This is a genomic window from Pseudotabrizicola sediminis (assembly GCF_004745575.1).
Taxonomy (GTDB): Bacteria; Pseudomonadota; Alphaproteobacteria; order Rhodobacterales; family Rhodobacteraceae; genus Pseudotabrizicola; species Pseudotabrizicola sediminis.
This window is the reverse complement of sequence record NZ_RPEM01000008.1, coordinates 208,032-231,753: the sequence shown is the minus strand read 5'-3', so window position 1 is coordinate 231,753 and position 23,722 is coordinate 208,032. Positions and strand designations below refer to the sequence as shown.

General features: G+C 62.6%; 25 protein-coding genes and 1 tRNA gene. 10 read left to right on the top strand and 16 right to left on the bottom strand.

Features of this window, described 5'->3' with window-relative positions; all coding sequences use genetic code 11:
* Positions 1 to 81 precede the first annotated feature (81 nt).
* The 4 genes from EEB11_RS13500 to EEB11_RS13485 all read left to right on the top strand — a co-directional run bounded on the left by EEB11_RS13500 (position 82) and on the right by EEB11_RS13485 (position 1,572).
* Complete coding sequence (locus tag EEB11_RS13500; protein WP_135432122.1) at positions 82 to 546, top strand: GNAT family N-acetyltransferase; 465 nt, start codon at positions 82 to 84, stop codon at positions 544 to 546.
* Positions 547 to 576: 30 nt separating this feature from the next.
* Positions 577 to 653 (top strand) — tRNA-Arg (locus tag EEB11_RS13495).
* A gap of 124 nt (positions 654 to 777) precedes the next feature.
* Entirely contained in the window at positions 778 to 1,173 is a 396-nt protein-coding gene (locus EEB11_RS13490) for a DUF2177 family protein (protein ID WP_135432121.1), read from the top strand.
* Positions 1,174 to 1,242: 69 nt separating this feature from the next.
* Positions 1,243 to 1,572, top strand: a complete 330-nt coding sequence (locus tag EEB11_RS13485; RefSeq protein ID WP_245298905.1) for an arsenate reductase family protein — start codon at positions 1,243 to 1,245, stop codon at positions 1,570 to 1,572.
* 82 nt (positions 1,573 to 1,654) lie between these two features.
* On the opposite strand, the gene EEB11_RS13480 is transcribed toward EEB11_RS13485, so the two are convergent.
* The 6 genes from EEB11_RS13480 to thrS form a co-directional block, all read right to left on the bottom strand.
* The gene (locus tag EEB11_RS13480; protein ID WP_103332975.1) at positions 1,655 to 1,861 is read right to left on the bottom strand and encodes a cold-shock protein; all 207 of its coding nucleotides are present in this window, start codon (positions 1,859 to 1,861) and stop codon (positions 1,655 to 1,657) included.
* Between the two features lie 120 nt (positions 1,862 to 1,981).
* The gene (locus tag EEB11_RS13475; RefSeq protein ID WP_210134424.1) at positions 1,982 to 2,608 is read right to left on the bottom strand and encodes a DoxX family membrane protein; all 627 of its coding nucleotides are present in this window, start codon (positions 2,606 to 2,608) and stop codon (positions 1,982 to 1,984) included.
* Positions 2,605 to 3,333, bottom strand: coding sequence for an HvfC/BufC N-terminal domain-containing protein (locus tag EEB11_RS20250; RefSeq protein WP_135432119.1), 729 nt, complete (start codon positions 3,331 to 3,333; stop codon positions 2,605 to 2,607). The genes EEB11_RS13475 and EEB11_RS20250 overlap by 4 nt, the downstream gene beginning before the upstream one ends.
* Positions 3,330 to 4,193, bottom strand: coding sequence for an MNIO family bufferin maturase (gene bufB / locus EEB11_RS13465; RefSeq protein WP_135432118.1), 864 nt, complete (start codon positions 4,191 to 4,193; stop codon positions 3,330 to 3,332). The genes EEB11_RS20250 and bufB overlap by 4 nt, the downstream gene beginning before the upstream one ends.
* Positions 4,194 to 4,280: 87 nt before the next feature.
* Positions 4,281 to 4,571, bottom strand: coding sequence for a BufA1 family periplasmic bufferin-type metallophore (locus EEB11_RS13460; RefSeq protein ID WP_135432117.1), 291 nt, complete (start codon positions 4,569 to 4,571; stop codon positions 4,281 to 4,283).
* A 196-nt stretch (positions 4,572 to 4,767) separates the two neighbouring features.
* A complete protein-coding gene (thrS, locus tag EEB11_RS13455; RefSeq protein WP_135432116.1) occupies positions 4,768 to 6,726 on the bottom strand; it encodes a threonine--tRNA ligase in 1,959 nt (652 codons plus the stop codon).
* 125 nt (positions 6,727 to 6,851) lie between these two features.
* Here thrS and EEB11_RS13450 point away from each other — a divergent pair, with 125 nt between their 5' ends.
* Positions 6,852 to 7,610 carry an alpha/beta hydrolase gene (locus EEB11_RS13450; protein ID WP_135432115.1) on the top strand — a complete coding sequence of 253 codons (759 nt, stop codon included), beginning with the start codon at positions 6,852 to 6,854 and terminating at the stop codon, positions 7,608 to 7,610.
* 118 nt (positions 7,611 to 7,728) lie between these two features.
* Positions 7,729 to 8,436, top strand: coding sequence for an alpha/beta fold hydrolase (locus EEB11_RS13445; protein ID WP_167852742.1), 708 nt, complete (start codon positions 7,729 to 7,731; stop codon positions 8,434 to 8,436).
* On the opposite strand, the gene phaZ is transcribed toward EEB11_RS13445, so the two are convergent.
* Positions 8,428 to 9,741: a polyhydroxyalkanoate depolymerase gene (gene phaZ, locus EEB11_RS13440; protein ID WP_135432113.1), complete on the bottom strand. Its 1,314-nt coding sequence runs from the start codon at positions 9,739 to 9,741 to the stop codon at positions 8,428 to 8,430. The two genes, EEB11_RS13445 and phaZ, sit on opposite strands and share 9 nt — an antisense overlap.
* Positions 9,742 to 9,844: 103 nt before the next feature.
* Here phaZ and phaC point away from each other — a divergent pair, with 103 nt between their 5' ends.
* The 4 genes from phaC to EEB11_RS13420 all read left to right on the top strand — a co-directional run bounded on the left by phaC (position 9,845) and on the right by EEB11_RS13420 (position 14,180).
* On the top strand, positions 9,845 to 11,650 hold the full coding sequence (gene phaC / locus EEB11_RS13435) for a class I poly(R)-hydroxyalkanoic acid synthase (protein ID WP_135432112.1): 1,806 nt from the start codon (positions 9,845 to 9,847) through the stop codon (positions 11,648 to 11,650).
* A gap of 135 nt (positions 11,651 to 11,785) precedes the next feature.
* Positions 11,786 to 12,235 (top strand): Phasin, encoded by a 450-nt coding sequence (locus tag EEB11_RS13430; protein WP_103332983.1) that lies wholly within the window; start codon positions 11,786 to 11,788, stop codon positions 12,233 to 12,235.
* A 437-nt stretch (positions 12,236 to 12,672) separates the two neighbouring features.
* Entirely contained in the window at positions 12,673 to 13,233 is a 561-nt protein-coding gene (phaR, locus tag EEB11_RS13425; protein WP_135432111.1) for a polyhydroxyalkanoate synthesis repressor PhaR, read from the top strand.
* 5 nt (positions 13,234 to 13,238) lie between these two features.
* On the top strand, positions 13,239 to 14,180 hold the full coding sequence (locus tag EEB11_RS13420; protein ID WP_135432110.1) for a LysR family transcriptional regulator: 942 nt from the start codon (positions 13,239 to 13,241) through the stop codon (positions 14,178 to 14,180).
* Here EEB11_RS13420 and EEB11_RS13415 read toward each other — a convergent pair.
* The 9 genes from EEB11_RS13415 to EEB11_RS13375 all read right to left on the bottom strand — a co-directional run bounded on the left by EEB11_RS13415 (position 14,125) and on the right by EEB11_RS13375 (position 23,687).
* Complete coding sequence (locus EEB11_RS13415; RefSeq protein WP_135432109.1) at positions 14,125 to 15,357, bottom strand: DegT/DnrJ/EryC1/StrS family aminotransferase; 1,233 nt, start codon at positions 15,355 to 15,357, stop codon at positions 14,125 to 14,127. The two genes, EEB11_RS13420 and EEB11_RS13415, sit on opposite strands and share 56 nt — an antisense overlap.
* A gap of 89 nt (positions 15,358 to 15,446) precedes the next feature.
* Positions 15,447 to 16,748 (bottom strand): NAD(P)/FAD-dependent oxidoreductase, encoded by a 1,302-nt coding sequence (locus EEB11_RS13410; RefSeq protein WP_135432108.1) that lies wholly within the window; start codon positions 16,746 to 16,748, stop codon positions 15,447 to 15,449.
* Positions 16,745 to 18,100 carry a glutamine synthetase family protein gene (locus EEB11_RS13405; protein ID WP_135432107.1) on the bottom strand — a complete coding sequence of 452 codons (1,356 nt, stop codon included), beginning with the start codon at positions 18,098 to 18,100 and terminating at the stop codon, positions 16,745 to 16,747. Before EEB11_RS13405 ends, EEB11_RS13410 begins: the two co-directional genes overlap by 4 nt.
* Before the next feature lie 30 nt (positions 18,101 to 18,130).
* Positions 18,131 to 18,811 carry a type 1 glutamine amidotransferase gene (locus tag EEB11_RS13400; protein WP_135432106.1) on the bottom strand — a complete coding sequence of 227 codons (681 nt, stop codon included), beginning with the start codon at positions 18,809 to 18,811 and terminating at the stop codon, positions 18,131 to 18,133.
* 78 nt (positions 18,812 to 18,889) lie between these two features.
* Positions 18,890 to 20,224: a glutamine synthetase family protein gene (locus tag EEB11_RS13395; RefSeq protein ID WP_135432152.1), complete on the bottom strand. Its 1,335-nt coding sequence runs from the start codon at positions 20,222 to 20,224 to the stop codon at positions 18,890 to 18,892.
* A gap of 125 nt (positions 20,225 to 20,349) precedes the next feature.
* Positions 20,350 to 21,177, bottom strand: a complete 828-nt coding sequence (locus tag EEB11_RS13390; protein ID WP_135432105.1) for an ABC transporter permease — start codon at positions 21,175 to 21,177, stop codon at positions 20,350 to 20,352.
* Complete coding sequence (locus EEB11_RS13385; protein ID WP_135432104.1) at positions 21,174 to 22,055, bottom strand: ABC transporter permease; 882 nt, start codon at positions 22,053 to 22,055, stop codon at positions 21,174 to 21,176. The genes EEB11_RS13390 and EEB11_RS13385 overlap by 4 nt, the downstream gene beginning before the upstream one ends.
* A 59-nt stretch (positions 22,056 to 22,114) precedes the next feature.
* Positions 22,115 to 22,840 carry a transporter substrate-binding domain-containing protein gene (locus EEB11_RS13380; RefSeq protein ID WP_135432103.1) on the bottom strand — a complete coding sequence of 242 codons (726 nt, stop codon included), beginning with the start codon at positions 22,838 to 22,840 and terminating at the stop codon, positions 22,115 to 22,117.
* A gap of 46 nt (positions 22,841 to 22,886) precedes the next feature.
* Positions 22,887 to 23,687 (bottom strand): ABC transporter ATP-binding protein, encoded by an 801-nt coding sequence (locus tag EEB11_RS13375; RefSeq protein ID WP_280950278.1) that lies wholly within the window; start codon positions 23,685 to 23,687, stop codon positions 22,887 to 22,889.
* Between the last annotated feature and the right edge of the window lie 35 nt (positions 23,688 to 23,722).

Sequence of the window (23,722 nt, the reverse complement as noted above, 5' to 3'; positions counted from 1 at the left end):
TGTGCCGGGACAACGATGGCATATTGATTGTGTTCGGAAATTCGGTCTCTGTTGACGCGACGCCTGAACCAAAGTGACATCATGAGCCCAACCATCGCGCTGGAATCGCCGCTTGGCACCGACCTTGCCTTGCTGATGCGACGCCACACCCTTGAAATGCATGCCGATACGCCGCCAGAGAGCATCCACATGATGGATGCCAGCCAGCTTGCCAGCCCCGGGATCTGGTTTTTCGTGATGCGCGAAGAGGGTGACCCCATCGGCATGGGCGCCTTCAAGCGGATCGATGCAGGCCATGCCGAGATCAAGTCCATGCACATCCTGTCCGAGGTGCGGGGCAGGGGGCTGTCGCGCCGCATGCTGGAGCATCTGGTTGATGCCGCAAGGGCCGAGGGGTTTGCCCGCCTGTCGCTGGAAACCGGGGTCCAGCCCACCTTTGTCGCCGCCCGTGCGCTTTATGCCAACGCAGGTTTCACCGAGTGCCCGCCGTTTGAAGGCTATACCGACGATCCGAATTCGGTTTTCATGACGCGCAGCCTTGTCTAACGCGCGCACTTGCCGCAAAAAGAGCGCGTCGGTCCCGTAGCTCAGCTGGATAGAGCAGCTGCCTTCTAAGCAGCGGGTCGGGGGTTCGAGTCCTCCCGGGATCGCCAGTCCCTCCTTTTCCCGCCCAAGGGCGACCTGGCACGTATCTGCACCGCAAAACGTGACCTTTGCGATCCACGCTCTACCATCGTGGAAATCCACGCTTTACCCTCGTGGAAAAGGGAGCTTTCGATGCAACTTGTGACCCTCTATCTGTCCACTGCGCTGGTGTTTCTGATCGTCGACGCGATCATGCTGACGCTGGTGATGAAACCGCTGTTCACCCGCCATATCGGCGCGCTGATGGCCGAGCCGATCCGCTATGCGCCAGCCGCGGTGTTTTATGCGGCTTACGTCGCTGGCCTGATCTATCTGGTCAGCCTGCCCGCCCTGCGCGAGGGCGCGGCGCTGATCCTGCCCGCGGCGATCATCGGGGCCATGGCCTATGGCACCTATGAGTTCACCAGCTATGCCATCATGCGCGACTGGCATTGGACGATGGTTATGACCGATACGCTCTGGGGGGCGGTTCTGACCGCATTTTCTGCCTGGGCCGGGGTAGCGATCACCCGCGCGCTGTTGGGCTGACACCGGGGGGTGGCCCTGCGCCGCGCGCCGGGTTACACATCCCCCAGACCTGATCTTATGAGGCCCCCAATGATCCTGTATGGCATTTCCACCTGCGACACCTGCAAGAAGGCGATCAAGACGCTGGAGGGGGCAGGCCACCCCGTCACCTTCCGCGACGTGCGCAAAGACCCGCTGACCGAGGCCGAGATCGAGACGATTGTGGGCGAATTCGGCGACCGGATCATCAACAAGACCTCGACCACCTATCGGGGGGGCAGCGATTTTTTCAAGGCGTCTGACGCCGATGCCCAGATCCGCAGCCAGCCCACGGTGATGAAACGCCCGGTGATCGAGGCGGATGGCACATGGTATCTGGGCTGGGATCAGGCCACGATCGACGCGCTGACCGGTGTCTGACACCCCCTGAAATGCCGAACGGCCCGCAGTGCGGACCGTTCGGGTCTTTCAGCGTTTTGCCTGTGATGCCACAGGCAAAGGGTCAAAGCAGCCGCAGGTCGCTGGCCGATTCCCGGCCATCGCGGCCAGACTGCAGTTCATAGGCGATCTTCTGGTTGTCGTTCAGGCCCTGCAGCCCGGCCCGTTCAACCGCAGAGATATGAACGAAGATATCCTTGCCGCCATCATCAGGTGCGATAAATCCGAACCCCTTGGTCGCATTGAACCATTTCACTGTGCCGGTTGGCATGCCGTCTCTCCTCTCAACTCACCTCGCAGCGGAATTGCCGCAAGCCGTTCCGCCAGATTCCACGGCCTTCGGTCTGAGAGGCGGTCAGAAAGTCTGTCATCACTTGATCGCAAGGATGACTCACTTTCGGTTAAAATCAAGAGGTTTCAGGTCAGGTTTCTGCCTATGCGCCTCTGCAACCCCGGTTTTCTGGTCCGTCGGCTGATTTCTGCGCAATTTACGCAACGCATGGTCGAGCGAAACCCGTCCCGCCCCCATCATCACGATCACCATCAACGGCAGGGTCCAAAGAACCCGCTGATCAAGGATCAGCGCATCGGCAAAGCGGTCAAACCAGGCCCCCAGATCGGCACCCGCGACGCCATGGCCGATCATATCGGTCAGGCTTTGCACCAGGATGAACCCGATCATCCCAAGCGCCGCCAGCCGCGCCAGCAGGCCCAGGATGATCAGCAGCGGCAAGACAAACTCTGCCCCGGTGCCCGCCAGCACCACCAGACGGGGCCAAAGCCCCAGCTGGCTGGCATCATAACCCACCGCCTCGAAGGCACGGGGAAAGATCTGCGCATAGGCCCCGGTTGACGGCATCAGCAGGCCAGGGCCCAGCTTGGTCAGGGCCGAGGCCCAGAAATAGCCGGCCAGTACGGCCGCAAACACCAGCCGCGCCAGCACCGGCACCAGCGCCGGGGCCATGCGGTCCAGCCATCGCCCTATGGCGTCGCCAGCTGTCAATACTGTCCAGATCATCGGCGCACCTCCACAATCGCCCGCGCGCCCAGCAGCAGCGTCAACACCCCGGCCAGATCGGTGCCCGGTGCCGCGTCCAACGCCGCCTCCAGCGTCAGCCCCGCCTGCAGTCCCTTGATCACCGCCAAACCGCCTGCTGGCAGCAGATGCGGGCGTGGGTCAAATTCCGCGCGCAGCACCACCACATCCCCGGCCTGCATGGGCGCGTCCGCGCTGCCGTCATGATGTGCGCACCAGATCGCCTGCACCGGCCAGCGCGATGGCAACAGCCGCAGCGATGGGGCCAGCAAGGTCCGGCTGGCCAGCAGCGCGGCAACCGGCAGCGCCGCGAGGGCATCCGCGGCAACCGGCACCGCATCCGCCGCGTGATAACTGTCGCGCAACAGCAGCTCCAGCCGCGCCATATCGGGCAGATAGCCCAGATGCGCGACGGGTGGAAACTGCTCCAGAAACGTCGGAAACGCCGCGCCATAGCCGCTCAGCACCGGCCCCTGCGGCGGATGGGCCCGCAAAAACACCAGCGCCATGGCGGCAAAGAACGCCTCGCCCACCAGCTGCCGCACCACCGGAAACCCTTCTTCCAGCGCCGCCACCAGCGACACCGCGACGTTGTTGCGATAGACGTCAAACCGGCGCGGGGCAGGGCGGCCCAGCGGGTCCACCAGCCCCGGCGGCACCGGGGCCTCCGGTGTCAGCACGGCATGGGCAAAGACACTCTGGCTCATGCCATCACCTGCGCCCCGGCGGTGGCCAGCACCAGTGCCGCCCGCCCGGCCTCGGCCCGCAGCACCGGCCAGTCGGGCACATCATTGTCCCATTCAATCAACGTGGGCCGCGCCCCGTCCTGCGCCACCGTCTGCGCAAAGAGATCCCATACCGGATCGGCCACCTGCGTTCCATGCGTGTCGATCAGCAAGGGCATCCCGTGATCCCCCTCGTCCCCGGCATGGCCACCCAGATGGATCTCGCCCACAAGCTCCAGCGGAAACTGTCGCAGATAGGTTGCCGGATCAAAGCCCTGATTGACCGCGCTGACAAAGACATTGTTCACATCGAGGAGCAGCCCACAGCCGGTCCGCCGCGCCACCGCCGTCAGAAACGCGACCTCTTCCAGCGTGGCCTCGGCAAAACCCAGATAGGTTGACGGGTTTTCCAGCAGCATCTGCCGCCCCAACACCTCCTGCACCTGATCAATATGGTCACAGACCCGGCCCAGCGTGGCCTGCGTATAGGGCAGGGGTAACAGGTCGTTCAGAAACGCGCCGTCATGCGTTGACCAGGCCAGGTGCTCCGAAAAACTGGCGGGGTGCAGCCAGGCGCACAGCGCCTTCAGCCGTTCCAGATGGGCGGCGTCCAGCGGCCCTTCGCCCCCGATCGACAGCCCGACCCCGTGCACCGAGATCGCAAACCGCTCGGCCAGCGCGCGCAGCTGCGCCAGGGGGCGCCCGCCCGCACCCATGTAATTTTCGGCATGCACCTCCAGCCAGCGCACCGGCCCCGGATCGTCCATGATGTCCGCAAAATGCTGCGGCTTGTACCCAACCCCCGGTGCCAGCGGCAAATTTTGTCTGTGACTGTCCAACATCAACGCCTCCTGCAGTATCTGTTCACACATATCGCGCGGGGGGTCTGGGGGGCGCGGTGCCCCCCAGACCGACGATCACCGAAAGAGTTACGCCGGCAGGTCACGCTTCAGCGCTTCCAGCGCGCCCATGCGGCCGTCTGGCAGCTCCATCGTGGTGCAGGTGCCGGTCGGCACGAGGGTCCAGGCGTTGCCCTGATAATCGACCTTTGACGTTCCCGCACAGCTTGTGCCGGGGCCGGCGGCGCAATCGTTCTTGCCCGCAAGCGACACGCCAAAGCACTTTTCCATTTCCTGCGCCTGCGCAGGACCGGCGAGTTGGGCGGAAAGGGCGGCAGCAAGGGCGCCAGCGATGGCAAATGATTTGGCTTGGTAAGACATGAGAAGCTCCCGTTGTTGGATTCGTGCACCGCGACTTGCGGTACATCGGGCTTTACGCAAGGTAGGGGGCGTTTCGTTACGTGCCGTTTCAGACAAAGACATTCTTGTGAAGCTGTAACAACTTGCCTCCAGCGCCCCATAAAAAAAAGATGCCGGGTTTCCCCGGCATCTTTTCATGTAAAACCAGATGGTTGGATCAGCGCAGATCAGGCGGCAGTGCTTCGGCGGTCAACTGCGCCACGATCTCGTCCAAGGCCATCGTGCGGGTCTGTGTTTCACCCAGGCGGCGGACAGAGACGGTGCGCTCTTCCACTTCCTTCATCCCGATGGCCAGGATGACCGGAACCTTGCCCACCGAATGTTCGCGCACCTTGTAGTTGATCTTTTCATTGCGCATGTCGGCCTCGGCCCGGATGCCCGCCAGCGTCAGCGCGGTCACTACCTCTGCCACATAGGGGTCAGCATCCGACACGATGGATGCCACCACCACCTGACGCGGGGCCAGCCAGAACGGCAGCTTGCCGGCAAAGTTCTCGATCAGGATGCCGATGAACCGCTCGAAGCTGCCCAAGACCGCGCGGTGCAGCATGAAGGGCCGGTGTTTCGCCCCATCCTCGCCGATATAGGCCGCGTCCAGCCGTTCTGGCAGGTTCGGGTCCAGCTGCAGGGTGCCGCACTGCCAGTCGCGGCCAATCGCATCGGTCAGCACGAATTCCAGCTTGGGCGCATAGAACGCACCTTCACCCGGAAACAGCTCGAACTCATAGCCCGCAGCGCGGCAGGCATTGGCAAGTGCTTCCTCCATCTTGTCCCAGATCTCATCCGAGCCGACCCGCTTTTCGGGCCGCGTCGACAGTTTGACCCGCCATTTGTCAAAGCCAAGGTCGGAATAGACCCGCGCCAGCAGCTGGATGAATTTCTTCGACTCTTCCTCCACTTGCGCCAGCGTGCAGAAGATATGCGCGTCATCTTGCGTGAACCCGCGCACCCGCATGATGCCGTGTAGCGCACCCGATGGTTCATACCGCGCGCAAGACCCGAATTCCGCCATGCGGATTGGCAGGTCACGGTAGCTTTTCAGGCCGACGTTGAAGATCTGCACATGGCAGGGGCAGTTCATGGGTTTGAGCGCATTGACCGTCTTTTCGCGGGCATGCTCTTCGTCCACTTCGACGATGAACATGTTTTCCTGATAGTTTTCCCAGTGGCCGGAGGCTTCCCACAGCTTGCGGTTCACCACCTGCGGTGTGTTCACCTCGACATAGCCATCGGCGCGCTGGCGGCGGCGCATGTAATCCTGCAGGGCGACATAGATGGTCCAGCCGTTCGGATGCCAGAAGATCTGGCCCGGCGCTTCTTCCTGCATGTGGAACAGGCCCATCTCGCGGCCCAGCTTGCGGTGGTCGCGTTTGGCGGCCTCCTCCAGCATGGTCATGTGGGCTTTCAGGTCATCGCGGTTGCGGAACGCGACACCGTAGATGCGTTGCAGCATCGGGCGCGTGTTGTCGCCCAGCCAATAGGCCCCCGCCACATGGGTCAGCTTGAACCCGTCGGCAGGCACCTGGCCGGTGTGTTGCAGATGCGGGCCACGGCACAGATCCTGCCAATCGCCATGCCAGTACATGCGGATGTCTTCACCCGCCGGAATCCGATCAAGAAGTTCGATTTTGAAAGATTCGCCGCGATTTTCATAGTATACGCGGGTGCGTGCACGGTCCCAGAGTTCGGTTTTGACAGGGTCGCGGGCGTTGATGATCTGCTTCATCCGCGCTTCGATCTGGCCAAGGTCGTCGGGCGTGAACGGCTCGGCCCGGTCGAAGTCATAGAACCAGCCGTAATCACGCACCGGGCCGATGGTCACTTTGACATCAGGCCAGATCTCTTGCACCGCGCGCGCCATGATATGCGCGCAATCGTGGCGGATCAGTTCCAGCGCCGCCGCATCATCCTTCACGGTGTTGATCGACAGCTTTGCATCCGCGCTGATCGGCCAGGCCAGATCCCAGTGCTGGCCATCGACCTGCGCCGAAATGGCGGCCTTGGCGAGGCTGGGCGCGATAGAGGCCGCCACATCGGCAGGCGTCACGCCAGCGTCATAGCTGCGGACATTGCCATCGGGAAAGGTGAGTGAGACGGTCTTTGAATCATGGGCCATATCGGCCTCCTCGTCGTTTTGGCGCCTACGAAACGCCCGGTTGCGGGTTATATCCGCGCGGTTTTGCGTCCGTCGCTTGGCAAAGTCAACAACCCTCGCGTAGAAGGTCGGGGACGGAGGATGCCATGACACAGCCGGAATTTCTGACCACGCCGCAAGACCGGCGCATCGCCTATCACCACCTGGCAGGGCAGGGGCCGGGTGTGGTCTTCCTGGGCGGGTTCAAATCGGACATGTCCGGCACCAAGGCATTGTTTTTGCAAGACTGGGCGGCGCAGCAGGGCCGCGCGTTCCTGCGGTTTGACTATTCCGGTCATGGCCAGTCCTCGGGCGCGTTTCTTGATGGCGCGATCGGCGATTGGTTTGAGGATGCTCTGGTCGCCGTGACCCAGCTGACCGCCGGGCCCCAGATCCTTGTGGGCTCGTCGATGGGCGGCTGGATCGCGCTTTTGGTGGCAAAGGCCATCCCGCAGCGGGTGGCTGGGCTGGTCGGCATCGCCGCCGCGCCCGATTTTACCGAAGACAGCATGTGGGCCGGGTTCTCTGACGCGCAGCGCCAGATGCTGGACAGCGTGGGCCGGGTAGAGCTGCCGTCAGAATACGCCGACCAGCCCTATATCATCACCCGAAGGCTGATTGAGGAAGGGCGCGGTCGTCTGGTCCTGCGCGACGCTTTGGATTTGCCGTTTCCGGTCAGGCTGTTGCAAGGCACTGCTGATAGCGATGTGCCGCCCTCGGTGGCGCTGCGCCTGCTGGATCACGCCACCAGCCCCGATATGCGGCTGACCCTGGTCAAGGGCGCAGATCACCGCTTTTCCGCGCCGGACTGTCTGGCGATGATCCCGCAGGCGATTACGGATATCCTGAATGGAGGGCAGGCATGATCGCTGTTTCTTTCCAATTTCCAACCTTTGCGGGGCCTGTTACCCGATCTTCGGTCGATACATTGCAGTTTTCAAACCTCGTCCCTGAGTCAGCCTTCCGTTGTCAAAAGGCAGAATGATGCCAGACCCCATCCTGTTCATCCCCGGCCTGATGCAGGATGCCCGTGCCTTCCTGCCACAGATCGTGGCACTTGGGCTGCGCCATGCGGCGCAGATCTATCTGCCGGTACAGGACAATGTCGAAAGGATGAGCGAGGATGCCCTGCGCCAAGCGCCTGCGCGCTTTGCGCTGGTAGGGCATGGTCTGGGGGGTGTTGTGGCGCTGGATATTCTGCGCCGTGCGCCGGACCGGGTGACACATATCGTGCTGCTGGCCACCGATCCGCTGGCCGAGGCCCCGCAGATGGCCGCAACCCGCGAAGCCCGGATGGTGGCCGCGCAATCGGGCCGGTTGAAAGCTGCGATTGCCGAGGATGTGCCGGTCAGCGCTTTGGCCGATACGCCCGACCGTGCCGCCGTTCTGGCCCTGATGCAGGATATGGCGTTGGGGCTGGGGGAGGGTGTCTATCTGCGCCAGTGCCGCGCCTTGCAGCGCCGCCCCGACCAGCAACGCACCCTGCGCCGCGCCACCGTGCCTGCGCTGTTGCTGGCGGGCAGCGCCGACACCCTGCTGCCGCTGCGCCGTCAGGAATTCGCGCGTGATCTGATGCCGTCATCGGTGTTGAAACGCATTGACGGCGCGGGCCACCTGCCGATGCTGGAGGCCCCCGATGCCGTCACCACGGCGATCGAGGGCTTTCTATCCGGCCCGATGATCCTACGCTGACGCGAGGTTGATCACGTTTTCCCCTTGGTCCGGCTGTGCCGAAGGGGTCTTGTTACCCTTGGCCGACTTTGGCGCATCGGAATTTGCGTCGATAAAGGCCAGCACCAGCGGTCGGATGTTCAGCCGCCAGGATTTGCCCGCAAAGATCCCGTAATGCCCCGCGCCGGGTTCCAGATGCGCGGCCTTTTTGGAGTCGGGCAGGTTCGTCAGCAGATCCAGCGCCGCAAGGCACTGGCCGGGCGCGGAAATATCGTCATTCGCACCCTCCACGATCTTGACCGCCACATCGGTGATCGCGCCGAAATCGACCTTGCGCCCGGCGACCACGAATTCGTTTTTCGCAATCTCGCGGTTCTTGAAGATCCGCTCCACCGTCGAGAGGTAAAACTCAGCCGTCATGTCCATCACGGCCAGATATTCGTCGTAGAACCGGTTGTGCGCGTCATGATCCGACGCCTCGCCGCGCGCCACGCGCATGATCTGTTCGCTGAACGCCTTGGAATGCCGCTCGCCGTTCATGGTGATGAAGCTTTGCAACTGCAACAGCCCCGGATAGACCAGCCGCCCCGCGCCCTTGGATTTGAAGCCGACGCGCTGGATTGCCAGGTGCTCCAGCTGCCCCATCGTGACACGGCGGCCAAAATCGGTGACCTCGGTCGCGGCGGCATCGGGGTCCACCGGCCCGCCGATCAGGGTCAAACTGCGCGGCTGCGCGCTTGGGTCTTCTGCCGCCAGATAGGCGGTTGCGGCCAGCGTCAGCGGCACCGGCTGACACACCGCGATGACATGCAGATCCGACCCCAGCTCGCGCATGAAATCGGCCAGATACAGCGTGTAATCTTCAATATCGAATTTGCCGGCGCTGACAGGGATGTCGCGCGCATTGTGCCAATCGGTGATGTAGACATCACAATCGGGCAGCAGCGACAGGACCGTGGACCGCAGAAGGGTGGCGTAATGGCCCGACATCGGCGCCACCAGCAGCACGCGGCGCTGCATCGGCGCGCGCCGGCGCACGACAAACTGGATCAGGTTGCCAAAGGGCCGTTCCACCACCGGGGTTACATCGACCAGATGATCGGTGCCGTCGGCCCCCACGATCGACCGGATGCCCCAGTCGGGCTTGGCGATCATGCGGTCAAAGGTGCGCTCGGTCACCTCACCCCAGGCGGCCATCAGGGGCAGCAGCGGGTTCATCGACAGGGCGAACACCGGATAAGACGCCATCGCCCGCGCCGTTGCCCCCATCCAGGCATTGGTGTTGCGGGCCGTTTCCATCATGTCGTACGTGGTCATGTATTTCATCTGCGTCTCCATTCCGGGCCAGGTGCCCCGGCAATTCGTCGCTTTCCCCCCCAGTCAGGCGACGTTATGCTGCACGTGGGCAGGTTAGGGGGGAAAGACTGACATGACAACTGATGACAATGATCCAGCACCAAAGTTGGAGAGGATGCAGGCCAATCTGGCACGGGTCGAAGAGCTTTCCCAACGTCTGATGACGGCGCTTGCGCATCGCAAACAGGCCGACAGCGCCCTTTCTGGCCCCTCGAATGACGTTTATATGAAGGCCGCAGCCGCTTATGTGGCCGAAATGATGCAAAATCCGTCAAAAATCCTGGAACAGCAGATCAGCTTCTGGGGCAAAAGTTTGAAGCATTATGTCGATGCGCAGCAGGCGCTTTTGTCGGGTGAGCTGAAGGCCCCTGCCGACCCCACCCCGAAAGACCGCCGATTCTCTAACCCGCTGTGGGAGACTCATCCGGCCTTCAACTACATCAAACAGCAATATCTGATGAATGCCGAGGCGATGACCAATGCCATCGGCGATCTGGACAAGCTGGAATCCACCGACCGCCGCCGCGTCGAATACTTCACCAAGCAGATCATCGACATGTTCTCGCCCACCAACTTTCTGGGCACCAACCCCGATGCGTTGGAAAAGGCCGTGGCCACCGACGGGATGAGCCTGGTGCAGGGCCTTGAAAATCTGGTCCGCGATATCGAGGCCAACAATGGCGACGTGCTGGTCACGCTGGCCGACCCGCAGGCCTTCGAGATCGGGCGGAACATTGCCACCACCCCCGGTTCGGTCGTGTACCGCAACCGGATGCTGGAGCTGATCCAGTATGCGCCCAGCACCGAAAATGTGCATGCTACGCCGTTGCTGATTTTCCCGCCGTGGATCAACAAATTCTACATCATGGATATGAAGCCCGCCAATTCGCTGATCAAATGGATCGTGGATCAGGGGTTCACCCTGTTTGTCGTGTCATGGGTCAACCCGGACGCGTCCTATGCCGATACCAGCATGGATGACTATATCCGCGACGGTTACCTGCGCGCCATGGCCGAGGTGCGGCGCATCACTGGGCAGAAGCAAATCAACACTGTGGGCTATTGCATCGCGGGCACCACTCTGGGCCTGACGCTGGCGCATCTGGACCGGGCGGGCGACACTTCGGTGAAATCGGCCAGCTTCTTCACCACATTGGCCGATTTTTCCGATCCGGGCGAGGTCGGGGTGTTTCTTGAGGATGATTTCGTCGATGGGATCGAACGGCAGTCGGCCAAGGATGGCATCCTGTCGAAGTTCTTCATGGGCCGCACCTTCAGCTTTCTGCGGTCCAACGACCTGATCTATCAGCCCGCGATCAAAAGCTACATGATGGGCGAAGCCCCGCCCGCCTTTGATCTGTTGTTCTGGAACGGCGACGGCACCAACCTGCCCGCCACCATGGCGGTGGAATACCTGCGGGGCCTCTGTCAGGGCAACGGTTTTGCAAAGGGCACCTTCCCGGTGTTTGGCGAGCCGGTCAGCCTGTCGGGAGTCAAGGTGCCGCTGTGTGCCATCGCTTGCGAGACCGATCACATCGCGCATTGGCGCGGCAGCTTCAACAGCATCAAGCAGATGGGGTCCGGGGACAAAACCTTCATTCTGTCGGAATCGGGCCATATCGCCGGAATCATCAACCCGCCGTCAAAGGACAAGTACGGCCATTACACCTCTGACGCCCCGCTTGCCGGCGCGCCGGAAGACTGGAAAGCGGGGGCGTCCTTTACCAAGGGCAGCTGGTGGCCTCGCTGGGGCGCATGGTTGAAAGAGCGGTCGGGCAAACTGATTCCCGCCCGTATCCCGGGCGATTCGACCAATCCTGTGCTCTGCGACGCGCCGGGAACTTACGTAACGGCAAGAGTGGTCGCCGGAAATGATTGACGGCCAACGGGTTAGCTTGACCCGGCTCTGAAAAATGCTGCATTGCAGAAAAATGGTTGAAATGCTGCAGTGCAGCATGTATATTGACGTCATGGAAAACAGGTCGGACCCTCCGGCCAATCAGGAGATGACCCAATGACCAAGACCCCAGATTTCGCAAAAGTGATGCAGGACATGATGGCTTCCTTCCCGGTTGACTCGTCCGCGATGCAGAACGCCTTCAAAACTCAGGCTGCTCTGGCCGAGAAGATGTCGAAAGTGGCTCTGGAAGCTGCTGAAAAGTCGACCGAGATCACCGCCAAATGGACCAAAGACACCATCGCCAAAATGGCTGACGTGTCCAAGGCCAAAACCGAACCGACCGATTATTCCAAATCGGTGACCGATTTCGCTTCGGCCGCTGCCGAAATGGCTGCTGAAAATCTGGCCGCTTTCGCAGAAGTCGCGAAAAAAGTGCAGATGGAAACGGTCGAGCTGATGCTGGCTGCTGGCAAGGACATGTCGGAAGACGCGACCGCTGCCGTGAAGAAGGCCACGTCGGACGTGACCGTCGCCGCCAAGAAAGCAGCTTCTGCTGCCAAGTGATCGTCAGACCCTGATCCGGCCGTCCGGGCCGGATCGTGACTGTCGTACCAGTTCTGATCGGTTTTGATCGACGCTGCTTTGCGCACACCTCCTCCCTGGGCGCAGAACAGCGAAAGGCGGGTCCTTCGGGGCCCGCCTTTTTGTTATGCCGCAAGGGTGCCGCGCCGCGCTGCCAAGGTTGCGTCCTGCAGCATTTTTTCGTCTGCAAATACCCCGGGGGGAGTCGCGCAACGACGGGGGCTGGCCCCCCACACCGGCCCGGCCCATCCGCCATTCGTTTAATTTTCCGAAACGGTCCCGGGCCAACCTGTTGATTTCAAAAAATCCTACACCTTGCAACGCCGGGGGTATCCCAAGGCACCACTGTCAGGCTTTCCTTTTGGTTCCGGGCTGCGTAAACTTCTCTGCACGTGCAAAAACCTCAGGGGAGGGTGGCCATGGCCGATACCGACAAGCCGCTGCTGATTAAACGCTACGCCAGCCGCCGCCTGTATAATACCGAGACCTCGGATTACGTGACGCTGGAGGATATCGCCGGTTTCATCCGCGCGGGCCGCGAGGTGCAGATCGTAGACCTCAAATCCGGCGACGACCTGACCCGCCAGTATCTGCTGCAGATCGTGGCCGAGCATGAATCCAAGGGTGAAAACGTCCTGCCCATTGCCGTGCTGACCGACCTTGTGCGCAGCTACACCACCAATGTCCATTCCGTGGTGCCCCAGTTCCTTGCCGCCAGCTTCGAGATGCTGCGTGAAGGCCAGTCCAAGATGATGGGCAACCTTGGCGTGCTGCCCAACCCGATGGCCGCGATGCCCGGGTTTGATCTGATGCGCAAGCAGCAGGAAGCCTTCATGAAAACGATGATGAGCGGGGTTCCCGGCTGGCCCGGCTCGGCCTCCGGCCCCGAACCGGACAAAGAGGACGCCACCAGCGCCGAGGATCTGGCCCAGATCAAGAAGCAGCTGGCCGAGCTGCAAAAGAAACTCTCCAAGCTGTAAACATCATGGCAGACCCCCAGACCCGCGTCACCCTGTGGGGGATCGAGGTCTTTCTGGCCGTCGCGGAAGAAGGCACCATTTCTGCCGCCGCGCGGCGGCTGGGGGTATCGCCCCCGGCGGTCAGCCAGCAGCTTGCAGCGATTGAGGCGACGCTGGGGGCCACGCTGTTCGACCGCGCTGCCCGCCCCTTTGCGCTGACCCCGGGGGGCCACCTGTTCCGCCGCCATGCGCAGGTGATCCTGAACACCGAAGCCGAAGCCCGCGCCGACCTGGCCCGTGCCGATATGGCCCGGCTTACAACGTTGCGCCTTGGCATGATCGAGGATCTGGATGCCGAGGTGACGCCCGCCCTTCTGTCGGGCCTGGCGCAGGAGATGGCCGAGTGCCGCTTTCTTTTGGAAACCGGGGCCAGCCATCGTTTGCTGGACAAGCTGGAGGCGCGGGCGCTGGATCTGGCGGTGGCAGCAGAGCTGGGGTCCGAGGGCACTGATGGCGGCTGGCGCGAGGTGCATCCGATTCTGACCGAACCCTTTGTGGCGGTGCGCCCGAAATCCACTGCCGAGGTGCCGCTGATCCTTTATTCCGCCCGCCACCTGATGGGGCGCCAGATCGCCGGCCATCTGGCCCGCGCCAACCAGCGCCCGCAGGTGCGGTTCGAGCTGGACAGCTATCACGCCATTCTGGCGCTGGTCGCGCAAGGTGCGGGCTGGACGATCCTGACGCCGCTGGCGCTGCACCATGCGGCGCGGTTTCTGGATGCGGTCGAGGTGCAGCCTTTGCCCGGCGCGGCCCTGACCCGCAGCATATCGCTGTCGGTCCGGGCCGGGGTGATGGGCGATGTGCCGGGGCGGGTGGCGCAGGATCTGCGCCGCCTGATCGGCAGCCGGATCGTCACGCCTGCGGTGACGGCATGGCCATGGTTGGCACCAGACCTGCGCCTGTCATGACGGCCCGGGCAGCATCCACCAGCGCGTCGGCGATGTAATCCAGTTCCGGCAGCGTCAACCGTGCGGGCAGGCGCACGTCACAGGCCCGCATCAGCATGGCGCGGGTCAGCGGTAGGTCGGGCGCGTCGCCAAGGAACTGCCAGTTCCAGAATGCGCGCGCATTCCCCTCGGACAGGCCGAAGATCTGCACCGATACACCGCGCGCCTTGGCCTCGGCCTGAAACCGGAGCGCCTGTGCATCGCTCCAGTCCCCGGCCAGTGTGAACTGGATCGAGTCGGGCGCGCGCAGCTCTGGCGGCAGGGCAGGGGGCACCCGCAGCAGCCCGCAGGCGTTGAGCGCCGCCGCCACATGGTCGTGATTGCGCCGCCCGTCCGCCACCCGCCGCGCGATCAGCGGCAGCTGCGGCCGGATCACCGCCGCCGACAGGTTCTGCATGCGCAGATTGTAGAGCGGCAGTTTGTTCTGCCAGACGCAAAAACTGTTCTGGAAACCAGGATGCTTTTTCCAGTTCTCCTCATAGGCGCCCGACATGATCACCGCGCGCGCCGCGATTTCCGGGTCATCGGTCACCATGATGCCGCCTTCGCCCGCGTTCACCATCTTGTAGGACTGAAAACTGAAGCACCCGACGCGGCCGATGGTGCCGATATTGCGCCCGGACCAGAGCGTGCCCAAGGAATGCGCCGCATCTTCGATCACCGGGATGCCAGCGGCGTCGCACAGGGCCATGATGGCATCCATGTCGGATGTGTGGCCGCGCATATGGCTGATCAGAACGGCGGCCGCCTCTGGCAATTTTGCCTCGAAGTCGGCCATATCAATGCGGTAGCTGTCGCCGACCTCGACCAGCACCGGCACGCAATCGGCGTGGACCACGGCGGAAGGCACAGCGGCGAAGGTGAAGGCGGGGATCAACACGCGCGCCCCGCGCGGCAGATCCAGCGCCTTGAGCGACAGGAACAGCGCGGCGGAACAGGAGGACACGGCAAGCGCATAACGGCTGCCGAGCAGATCGGCAAACTCTTGCTCCAGCAAGCTGACGGGGGAATCCTTGGCAGCGGTGTAGCGGAACAGGTCACCCGAGCTCAGCAACCGTTCGATTTCCGCCCGCGCTGCCTCGGGAATGGGTTCGGCGTCGTAAACATTGGGGGGCAGGGTCTGGCCATCATGCGCCATGGGGTTTTCCTTAAACTCAGTTTAAGGGATGCTTAATCTCTGCGAGCCGCCAAAGCCAGTGACAAATCCATGACGCGGCGGGGGGGCGCCTAGACGCCCAGCCGGTCGCGCAGCGAATACCATGTCATCGCGGCAACCAGCAGCGGCCAGCGCAGGGCGGCACCGCCGGGAAAGCTGTGGTGCGGCAGGCGCGTCATCAGGTCGAAGCCGCTGGCCTGACCCTGCACCGCCTGCGCCATCATCTTGCCCGCCAGCGTGGCCATCGCCACGCCGTGCCCGGAGTAGCCGGAGGCCGACAGCACATTGGGTGCCGCGCGCACAAAGCAGGGCATGCGGTTCATGGTAATGGCCAGCGTCCCGCCCCAGGCATAATCCACCCGCACATCGCGAAGCTGTGGATAGACCTCCAGCATCGGTTTCATGACCGTCTTGACCACATCGGGAAAGCGGTAGCCATAGCTTTCCCCGCCGCCGAACAGCAGACGGTTGTCTTCGGACAGCCGCCAGTAATTGACGACGAATTTGGTATCGGCCACGGCGATGGGGCGCGACAGGATACCAGCGGCGCGGTCGCCCAAGGGCTCGGTCGCCAGAATGAAATTGTTGATCGGCATGACGCGGGCCGCAACCTTGCGGTCGAGCCCGCCCAGATAGCCGTTGCCTGCAAGAATGACGTGATCACAGGTGACTTGCCCGCTTGCGGTCTGCACCACCGGCTTGTCGCCATGGGCGATGTGATGGACTTCGGCGCGCTCATACAGCCGCGCCCCGGCATCGGCGGCGGCCTTCGCCAGCCCCAGCGCGAAGTTCAGCGGGTGCAGATGGCCCGCGCCCATATCCAGATCGCCGCCGTGATAGGCTTCTGACCCAATGATGGCGCGCATCTGGTCGCGGTTGAGGGTTTCGATCTGCCCATAGCCATAGTCGCGCGCCAACTTTTCAGCGTATTCGTGCGCGTGGCGCACTTCGGCGGCAGAGCGGCAGGCGTGGGCGATGCCGGGGTAGAAGGTGACCGGCATGGCGTGGCGGTCGATCAGACCGCGCACCAGCGCCTTGGCGTCTTCGCCCATGTCCCACAGCCGGCGTGCATGTTCAAAGCCCACAGCAGCCTCGAGCCAGTCCTGATCCTGCCGCTGGCCGCTTCCCACCTGCCCGCCGTTGCGGCCCGATGCGCCAAAGCCCATGCGGTGCGCTTCCAGCAGCACCACATCAAGGCCCGCTTCGGCCAGATGCAGTGCCGCCGACAGGCCGGTATAGCCGCCGCCGATGATGCAGACATCGGCGCGGGTCTGGCCCTTCAACGTCGGGAACGGGTCCAGCGGCGTGGCGGTGGCCGCGTAATAGGACGGCGGATATTCCCCCGCCCGGTCATTGGCGTGCAAAAGGTTCATACGTTCAGCAGCAGATGTTCACGCTCCCACGGGCTGATGACCTGCAGGAACTCTTTGTATTCGTTGCGCTTGACGGAATCGTAGACCTTGCAGAACCCGTCACCCAGCACCGCTTTCAGCGCCGCATCCTCATCCAGCAGGTCCAGCGCGTCGCCCATGTTCACCGGAATCTCGTCGCTGTCGATATAGGCGGAACCAATGAATTCCGGACGCGGATTGCGCTTTTCCATCAGGCCCAGATAGCCGCAGGCCAGCGTGGCCGCGATGCCGAGATAGGGGTTGCAATCCATGCCCGGCAGGCGGTTTTCCACCCGGCGACCAGCGGCAGTGGAGATTGGCACCCGCAGGCCGGTGGTGCGGTTGTCGCGGCCCCATTCCAGATTGATGGGGGCGGCGAAGTCGGGAACATAGCGGCGGTAGCTGTTCACATAGGGTGCCAGCAGGGCAATGCCGGCGCCCAGATGGTTCTGCAAGCCGCCGATGAAGTGCAGGAACGCTTCCGTCTCTGCACCCTTTGGCCCGGCGAAGATGTTCTTGCCGGATTTGCTGTCCACCACCGAGGTGTGGATGTGCATCGCCGATCCCGGTTCCCCCGCAATGGGTTTGGCCATGAAGGTGGCAAAGCAATCATGGCGCAAAGCCGCCTCGCGGATCAGGCGCTTGAAGAAGAACACATCATCCGCCAACCGGACCGGATCGCCATGGGCGAGGTTCAGCTCGATCTGGCCCGCGCCGCCCTCTTGCAGGATGCCGTCGATCTCCAGCCCCTGGGCTTCGGCAAAGTCGTAGATGTCGTCGATCACCTTGCCGTATTCATCAACCGCCGACATCGAATAGGCCTGCTTGCCCGCCGCGCGGCGGCCAGAACGGCCCATGGGCGGCATCACCGGCATGTTGGGGTCAATGTTGCGGGCGGTCAGGAAAAATTCCATCTCGGGTGCCACCACGGCTTGCCAGCCCTGTTCGGCATAAAGATCGACAATCCGACGCAGCACATTGCGCGGGGCATAGGGGATCAGCACGCCGTTCTGATCCTTGGCGTCGTGGATGACCTGCAAGGTCACATCCGCTGTCCACGGTGCGGCGGTGGCGGTGGTGAAATCGGGCTCCAGGATCATGTCGGGTTCGGTGAAGGCGTCGAACGGGTTGTCGGCCCATTCGCCGGTGATGGTCTGCAAAAAGATCGAGTTCGGCAGAAAATAGCTTTTCTGCGTGGCGAATTTGGCGGCAGGCATCGCCTTGCCCCGTGCCACCCCGGCAATATCGCCGATGATGCATTCCACCTCGTCCACGCGGCGGTCGCCGATGAAGTCTCGTGCGGCTTCGGGCAGTTTGTCGGTCCATTTGGACATGGGGTTGGTCCGTGTGTTTGCCCCCGGACGTCAGGTCCGGGGCGCTTTGAAGAACGCCGCGATCCTGGCGGCGATGGAGCTGTCGTCCAAAGGTGTACCCAGTTTGGTCGCCGCTGTCTGCAACAGCGGGTCGGGCACCACGCCGATGGCGCGGGTTTTCATCAGCCCGTCGACAAAATCGGGCCGGAACTCGGGATGCGCCTGAATGGTCAGCGCCCGGTCGTCATAAAGCAGGGCCGCGTTTTCGCAAAACCCGTTGCTTGCGATGACGGTCGCGCCTTCGGGCCGCTGCACCACCTGATCCTGATGCCAGGCGTTCAGGGTCAGGGTGTGGCCGTCAAAGTCATAGGCCGTGGGACCGACCGACCAGCCGCCGGCGTATTTTTCGACGCGGCCCCCCATGGCCTGCGCGATGATCTGGTGGCCAAAGCAGATGCCCACCACCGGCACACGGGCGGCAAAGGCGGCGCGGATGAAATCCTCCAGCGGGGGAATCCACGGGTGATCTTCATAGGCCCCGTGCTTTGACCCGGTGATCAGCCAGCCGTCGCAATCGTGCACATCCGCGGGAAAGACACCGTTCACCACCTGAAACGTGCGGAACGCAAAGCCGTGCCCGTCCAGCAGGCGGGCGAACATGTCGGGGTAATCGCCCATGGCAGGTGCCAGAGCCTCGGGAGCGAGCCCGGTTTGCAGAATGCCGATCAGCATGACCTGTCCGAAGTTGAGGGTGCAAGAGCCTTGTGCCGCGCCCCCCTGTCTGGTCAAGGGGGCGCGGAATTTGCGGCGTCAGACCGTATCGAGATAAAGCTCGATCCGCTCTTCCGGGGTCAGCTCGGCGATGTAATGCATTTCCTGCCGTTTGGTCAGCACGAAGTTGCGGATCAACTCTTTGGGCAGGAAGCGCGACAGCATATCGCTGTTCTCGAACGCATCAATCGCGGCTTCCCATGTGGCCGGGATCTGCGGCAGGTCCATGGCATAGGCGTTGCCGGTGACCGGCGATGGCGGTTCCAGCTCGTCCTCCATCCCCATCAGGGCCGCGCCAAGGATGGTGGCCAGCATGAGGTAGGGGTTCACATCGCCCCCCGCGACCCGGTGTTCGATCCGCCGTGCGGCAGGGCTGCCCGCCGGAATGCGCACTGCGGCCGTGCGGTTTTCATAGCCCCAGCAGATGGCGGTTGGCGCATGTTTGTCGGGCACCAGTCGCTCATAGCTGTTTTGATGCGGTGCAAAGACCAGCGTCGAATCGCTCATCGCGGTCAGACAGCCCGCCACGGCGTGTTTCAGCGCCGCCGTGCCCTTGGGCCCGCCAGAGTCGAAGATGTTGTCGCCAGCGGCATCCAGCACCGAGAAGTGCGTGTGCAGACCTGACCCGGAATACTCGGCATAGGGCTTTGCCATGAAGCTGGCGGCGAAACCATGACGGCGGGCCAGCCCCTTGACCAGCAGCTTGAACAGCCAGGCATCATCGGCGGCGCGCAGGGCGTCGTCGCAATGCATCAGGTTCACCTCGAACTGGCCAAGGCCGGTCTCGCTGGTGCTGGTATCGGCGGGAATGTCCATCGCTTCGCAGGCGTCGTACAAGTCGGTGAAGAACGTGTCAAAGGCGTCCAGCGCGCGGATCGACATGGTTTCGGCCGCTTTGCGGCGCTTGCCGGACCGGGGCGACGAGGGCACTTGCAGCGTCTTGCCGGAATCGTCGATCAGGAAGAATTCCAGCTCCATCGCCACCACGGGGGTCAGGCCGCGCTTTTTGTACTTGTTCACCACCGCATTCAGCGCGTGGCGGGGGTCGCCGTCATAGGGGGTGCCATTTTCGCGGAACATCCAGATTGGCAGCAGCGCCGTTGGCGCCTCAAGCCACGGCATCGGCATGAAGCCGCGTTCGGTGGGTTTGAGCACGCCATCCTGATCGCCCTGTTCAAAGACCATCGGGCTGTCGTCGATATCTTCACCCCAGATGTCGAGCGACAGGATCGAGAACGGAAAACGGGTGCCGTCCTTGACCGCCTTGTCGGCATAGCGGGAGGGGATGCGCTTGCCACGGGCCTGACCGTTCAGGTCGGCGGCGGCCACGCGGATCGTGCGCACTTGCGGGTGTTTACGCAGGTAGTCCTTCATCATGATTGCTGGTCGGGGCGTTGCACCGGGCGCGGCCCTTGTTCCATCCTTGGTTTGTGATCTTTCCTCCCGTGCAGGGCACGGGTCCGGACGGGTGCCCGAATAATTTGATCAAATAGACGCTACTATCTGATCACCTGAGGACGCAAGCGAATTTTACCTCCCATATTAGATGGCAAGTGCCGGTTCAGGCGGGTGTTGATGGCGCTGAACAGCCAGATCAGCAGCAGGGTCAGCGCGATGAAGTACCCGGCGACGATTGGATAGGACACAAAGGGGTTGAAGGTCTTGTCTGCGAAATAGCTGGCATAATACAGCGCATCGCCACGCTGCTGAAACGCAGGAAAGCCCGAGAAGAACACCAGCGTGGTAGAGTGAAACAGAAAGATCGCCTCGTTGGTATAGGCGGGCCACGCCAGACGCAGCATGGTTGGCCACTGGATGCGGCGGAACTTGGCAAAGCCGGTCAGACCATACGCCTCTGCCGCCTCCAGGTCGCCCTTGGGGATGGATCGCAGCGCGCCGTGAAATATCTCGGCCGAATAGGCGGCGGTGTTCAGGAACAGCACGAACAGCGCCCCGGCCCAGGCCTTGGTGGTCCATGAGGTTTGTACCGTGATGCCGAACACATCGATCCCGGCGCGGGGCAGCATCTGCAGCGCCTCGTAGGCCAGAAAGAACTGGATGAACAAGGGCGAGCCGCGGAACAGGAAGATGAACCATTCGGCGGGCTTGCGCACCAGCGGGCTGTGCGATGCCTTGGCGAATGCGATGGCATTGGCCAGAAGAAACCCGAAAGCCAGGGCGACCACGCCGAAATACACGTTCCAGATCATCCCCGACCCGATCAGCGTGAATTGCTGACACAGGGTGAAATCGGTGCGCGGCAGCAGCCGTTCGCCATAGCCGAGCGAGCGGAAGGCATAGGCGCCGATGGTTTCCCAACAGGTCATATGCCCGCCTTGCGCATGGCTTCGCCCGCTGCTGTGGCCTGCCCCTTGGACAGGCGGGCGGAAATGCGGTTCAGCACGATTTCAGACACGCGGGTGAAGGCCAGGTAAAACACCAGCAGGGCCAGGAAGTAATACAGCCGCCAGTCGGGGTGCGGATAGTCAAAGGCCTGCGTCTTGGCGCTGCCCAGCTCGCGCGCCCAGTAGACGATATCCTGCACCCCCAGCAGGAACAGCAAAGGCGTCGCCTTGATCAGGATCAGCCACAGGTTCGACAGGCCGGGCAGGGCATAGACCCACATCTGCGGCACCAGCACCCGGCGGAAGACCTGACTCTGGCTCAGACCATAGGCTTCGGCGGTTTCCAGCTGGGCGCGTGGCACGGCCTGCATCGCGCCATAAAGCACATTGGCGGCAAAGGCCCCGAACACCAGCGCGAAGGTCAGCACCGCCAGCATGAAGCCGTAAAACTGATGCACCGTCTGTGGCGCGGAATTCAGCGGCACTTTCGCCTGCGGACAGACCCGGAACTCCAGCCCGTTGCGCACGGGGTCCGTCCAGTCCGGGCAGCGGACAAGATGCATCAGGTATTCGATGCCCTGATCCAGCGCGATGACGAAAAACAGAAAGAACACGATATCGGGCACACCGCGCACCATGCCGGTGTAGCCCTTGCCGATCAGCCGCAGCACGAAAAACTGGCTGCGCGCCGCCATCGCGCCGAAAAACCCGAACAGCATGGCAATGGGTGCTGTCACCGCCAGCAACAAAAGCACAGTGCCGAACGCCCAATACATGTTCATGTGCTTGCCTGAGGTCAGGTAGCACGACAGCCATGTCAGGCCTTCCAGCGATTTGGGATCAGCGCAGATTTCAAACATGGGCCAATTTCACAGGTGGGACGTTGCCCCCGCACTGCTTTCGCGCGGGGGCAGTGTCATCAGAACACGTCCGCGTCGTCGCCGAACCACTTTTTGATCAGGGTGTTCAACGTGCCATCTTCCTTCATCGAGGTGATGGCGGCATCAAACTTGCCGCGCAGCTCGGTGTCCGACTGGCGCAGGCCCATGCCGACACCGGCCCCCAGCACCACATCTTCGCCGACAAACACCAGCGCATCGCCCGATTCGGCCACGATGGGGGCCAGATAGTCCTTGTCGGCAAACACCGCATCCGCCTCGCCGTTGCGCACGGCGGCAACGGTTTCATCAGGGGTGGCGAATTCCAGCAGGGTCGCGCCTGCCGAGGCAATATGGCCCGACTGAATGGTGTTGACCTGTGCGGCAATCACGCCGCCCTCAACGTCAACATCCGGCGTCAGCCCGACATAGGCCGAAGGGGCTGGGGGCGTGTAGTTCTGGGTGAACGAGATGATCTTCGACCGTTCCTCGTTGATGTTCATGCCGGCGATGATGGTGTCATAGTTGCCGGACTGCAGGTTCGGGATGATCGAATCCCAGTCGGTGGTGACCCATTCACAGGTCAGCTCGGCACGCGCGCACAGCTCGTCGCCCAGCTCGCGTTCGAACCCGTCAACCTCACCACTGTCATTGATGAAGTTGAAGGGCGGGTAGGCGCCCTCGGTGCCCATGCGGACGGTCTGTTGGGCGGATGCCCCCCCGGCCATCAGCGCCACAAGCGCAGTTGCGGTCAGCAGCTTTTTCATAAGTGTCTCCCCAGTGGTAAGCTGTTGTTATGGTTCAAGTGTAAACTCAGGCCGTGGCAGAAAGAAAGCCACGCAAACGTGCGGTCTGCGGGTTTGTGAACAAGGTGGCGGGCGGACCCTGCTCTTCGATCACCCCTTGATGCAGAAAGATGACGTGGTCGGAACAGTCGGCGGCCAGCTTCATGTCATGGGTGACCAGAATCATCGTGCGCCCCTCTTCGGCAAGCGCCTTGATCACGCGGATCACCTCTTGTTCCAGTTCTGGGTCCAGCGCAGAGGTCGGCTCATCGAACAATAGGGCGCGGGGTTCCATGCACAGCGCCCGCGCGATGGCCGCCCGCTGCTGCTGGCCGCCCGACAGCATGGCGGGCCAGGCATCGGCCTTGTCGGCGATACCGACCTTGGCCAGATATTCGCGCGCCTTCGCCTCGACCTCGGCCGGATCGCGTTTCAGCACGGTCACGGGCGCTTCCATCACGTTTTGCAGAATGGTCATGTGGGACCACAGGTTGAACTGCTGAAACACCATCGACAGGTTGGTGCGGATGCGGGTGACCTGCGCCCGGTCTGCCGGATGGCGGTTTGCGCCCTCGCCCTTCCAGCGCACGGATTCCCCCTCGAACCGGATGTCGCCTTGTTGGCTGTCTTCCAGCAGGTTGCAGCAGCGCAGCAGGGTCGATTTGCCCGAACCTGACGATCCGATCAGGCTGATCACATGCCCGCGCGGGGCCTTCAGATCGACACCTTTCAGAACCTCCAGCGAGCCATAGGCTTTGTGCAAGCCATGGATATCGATCACCGGGGTGTTCTGCGTGGCCGGAGAGGGGGGCAGGGGGGCGGCGGTCACTGGGCCTCGCTTGGGAGTTAAGGTTGAGCAAATAG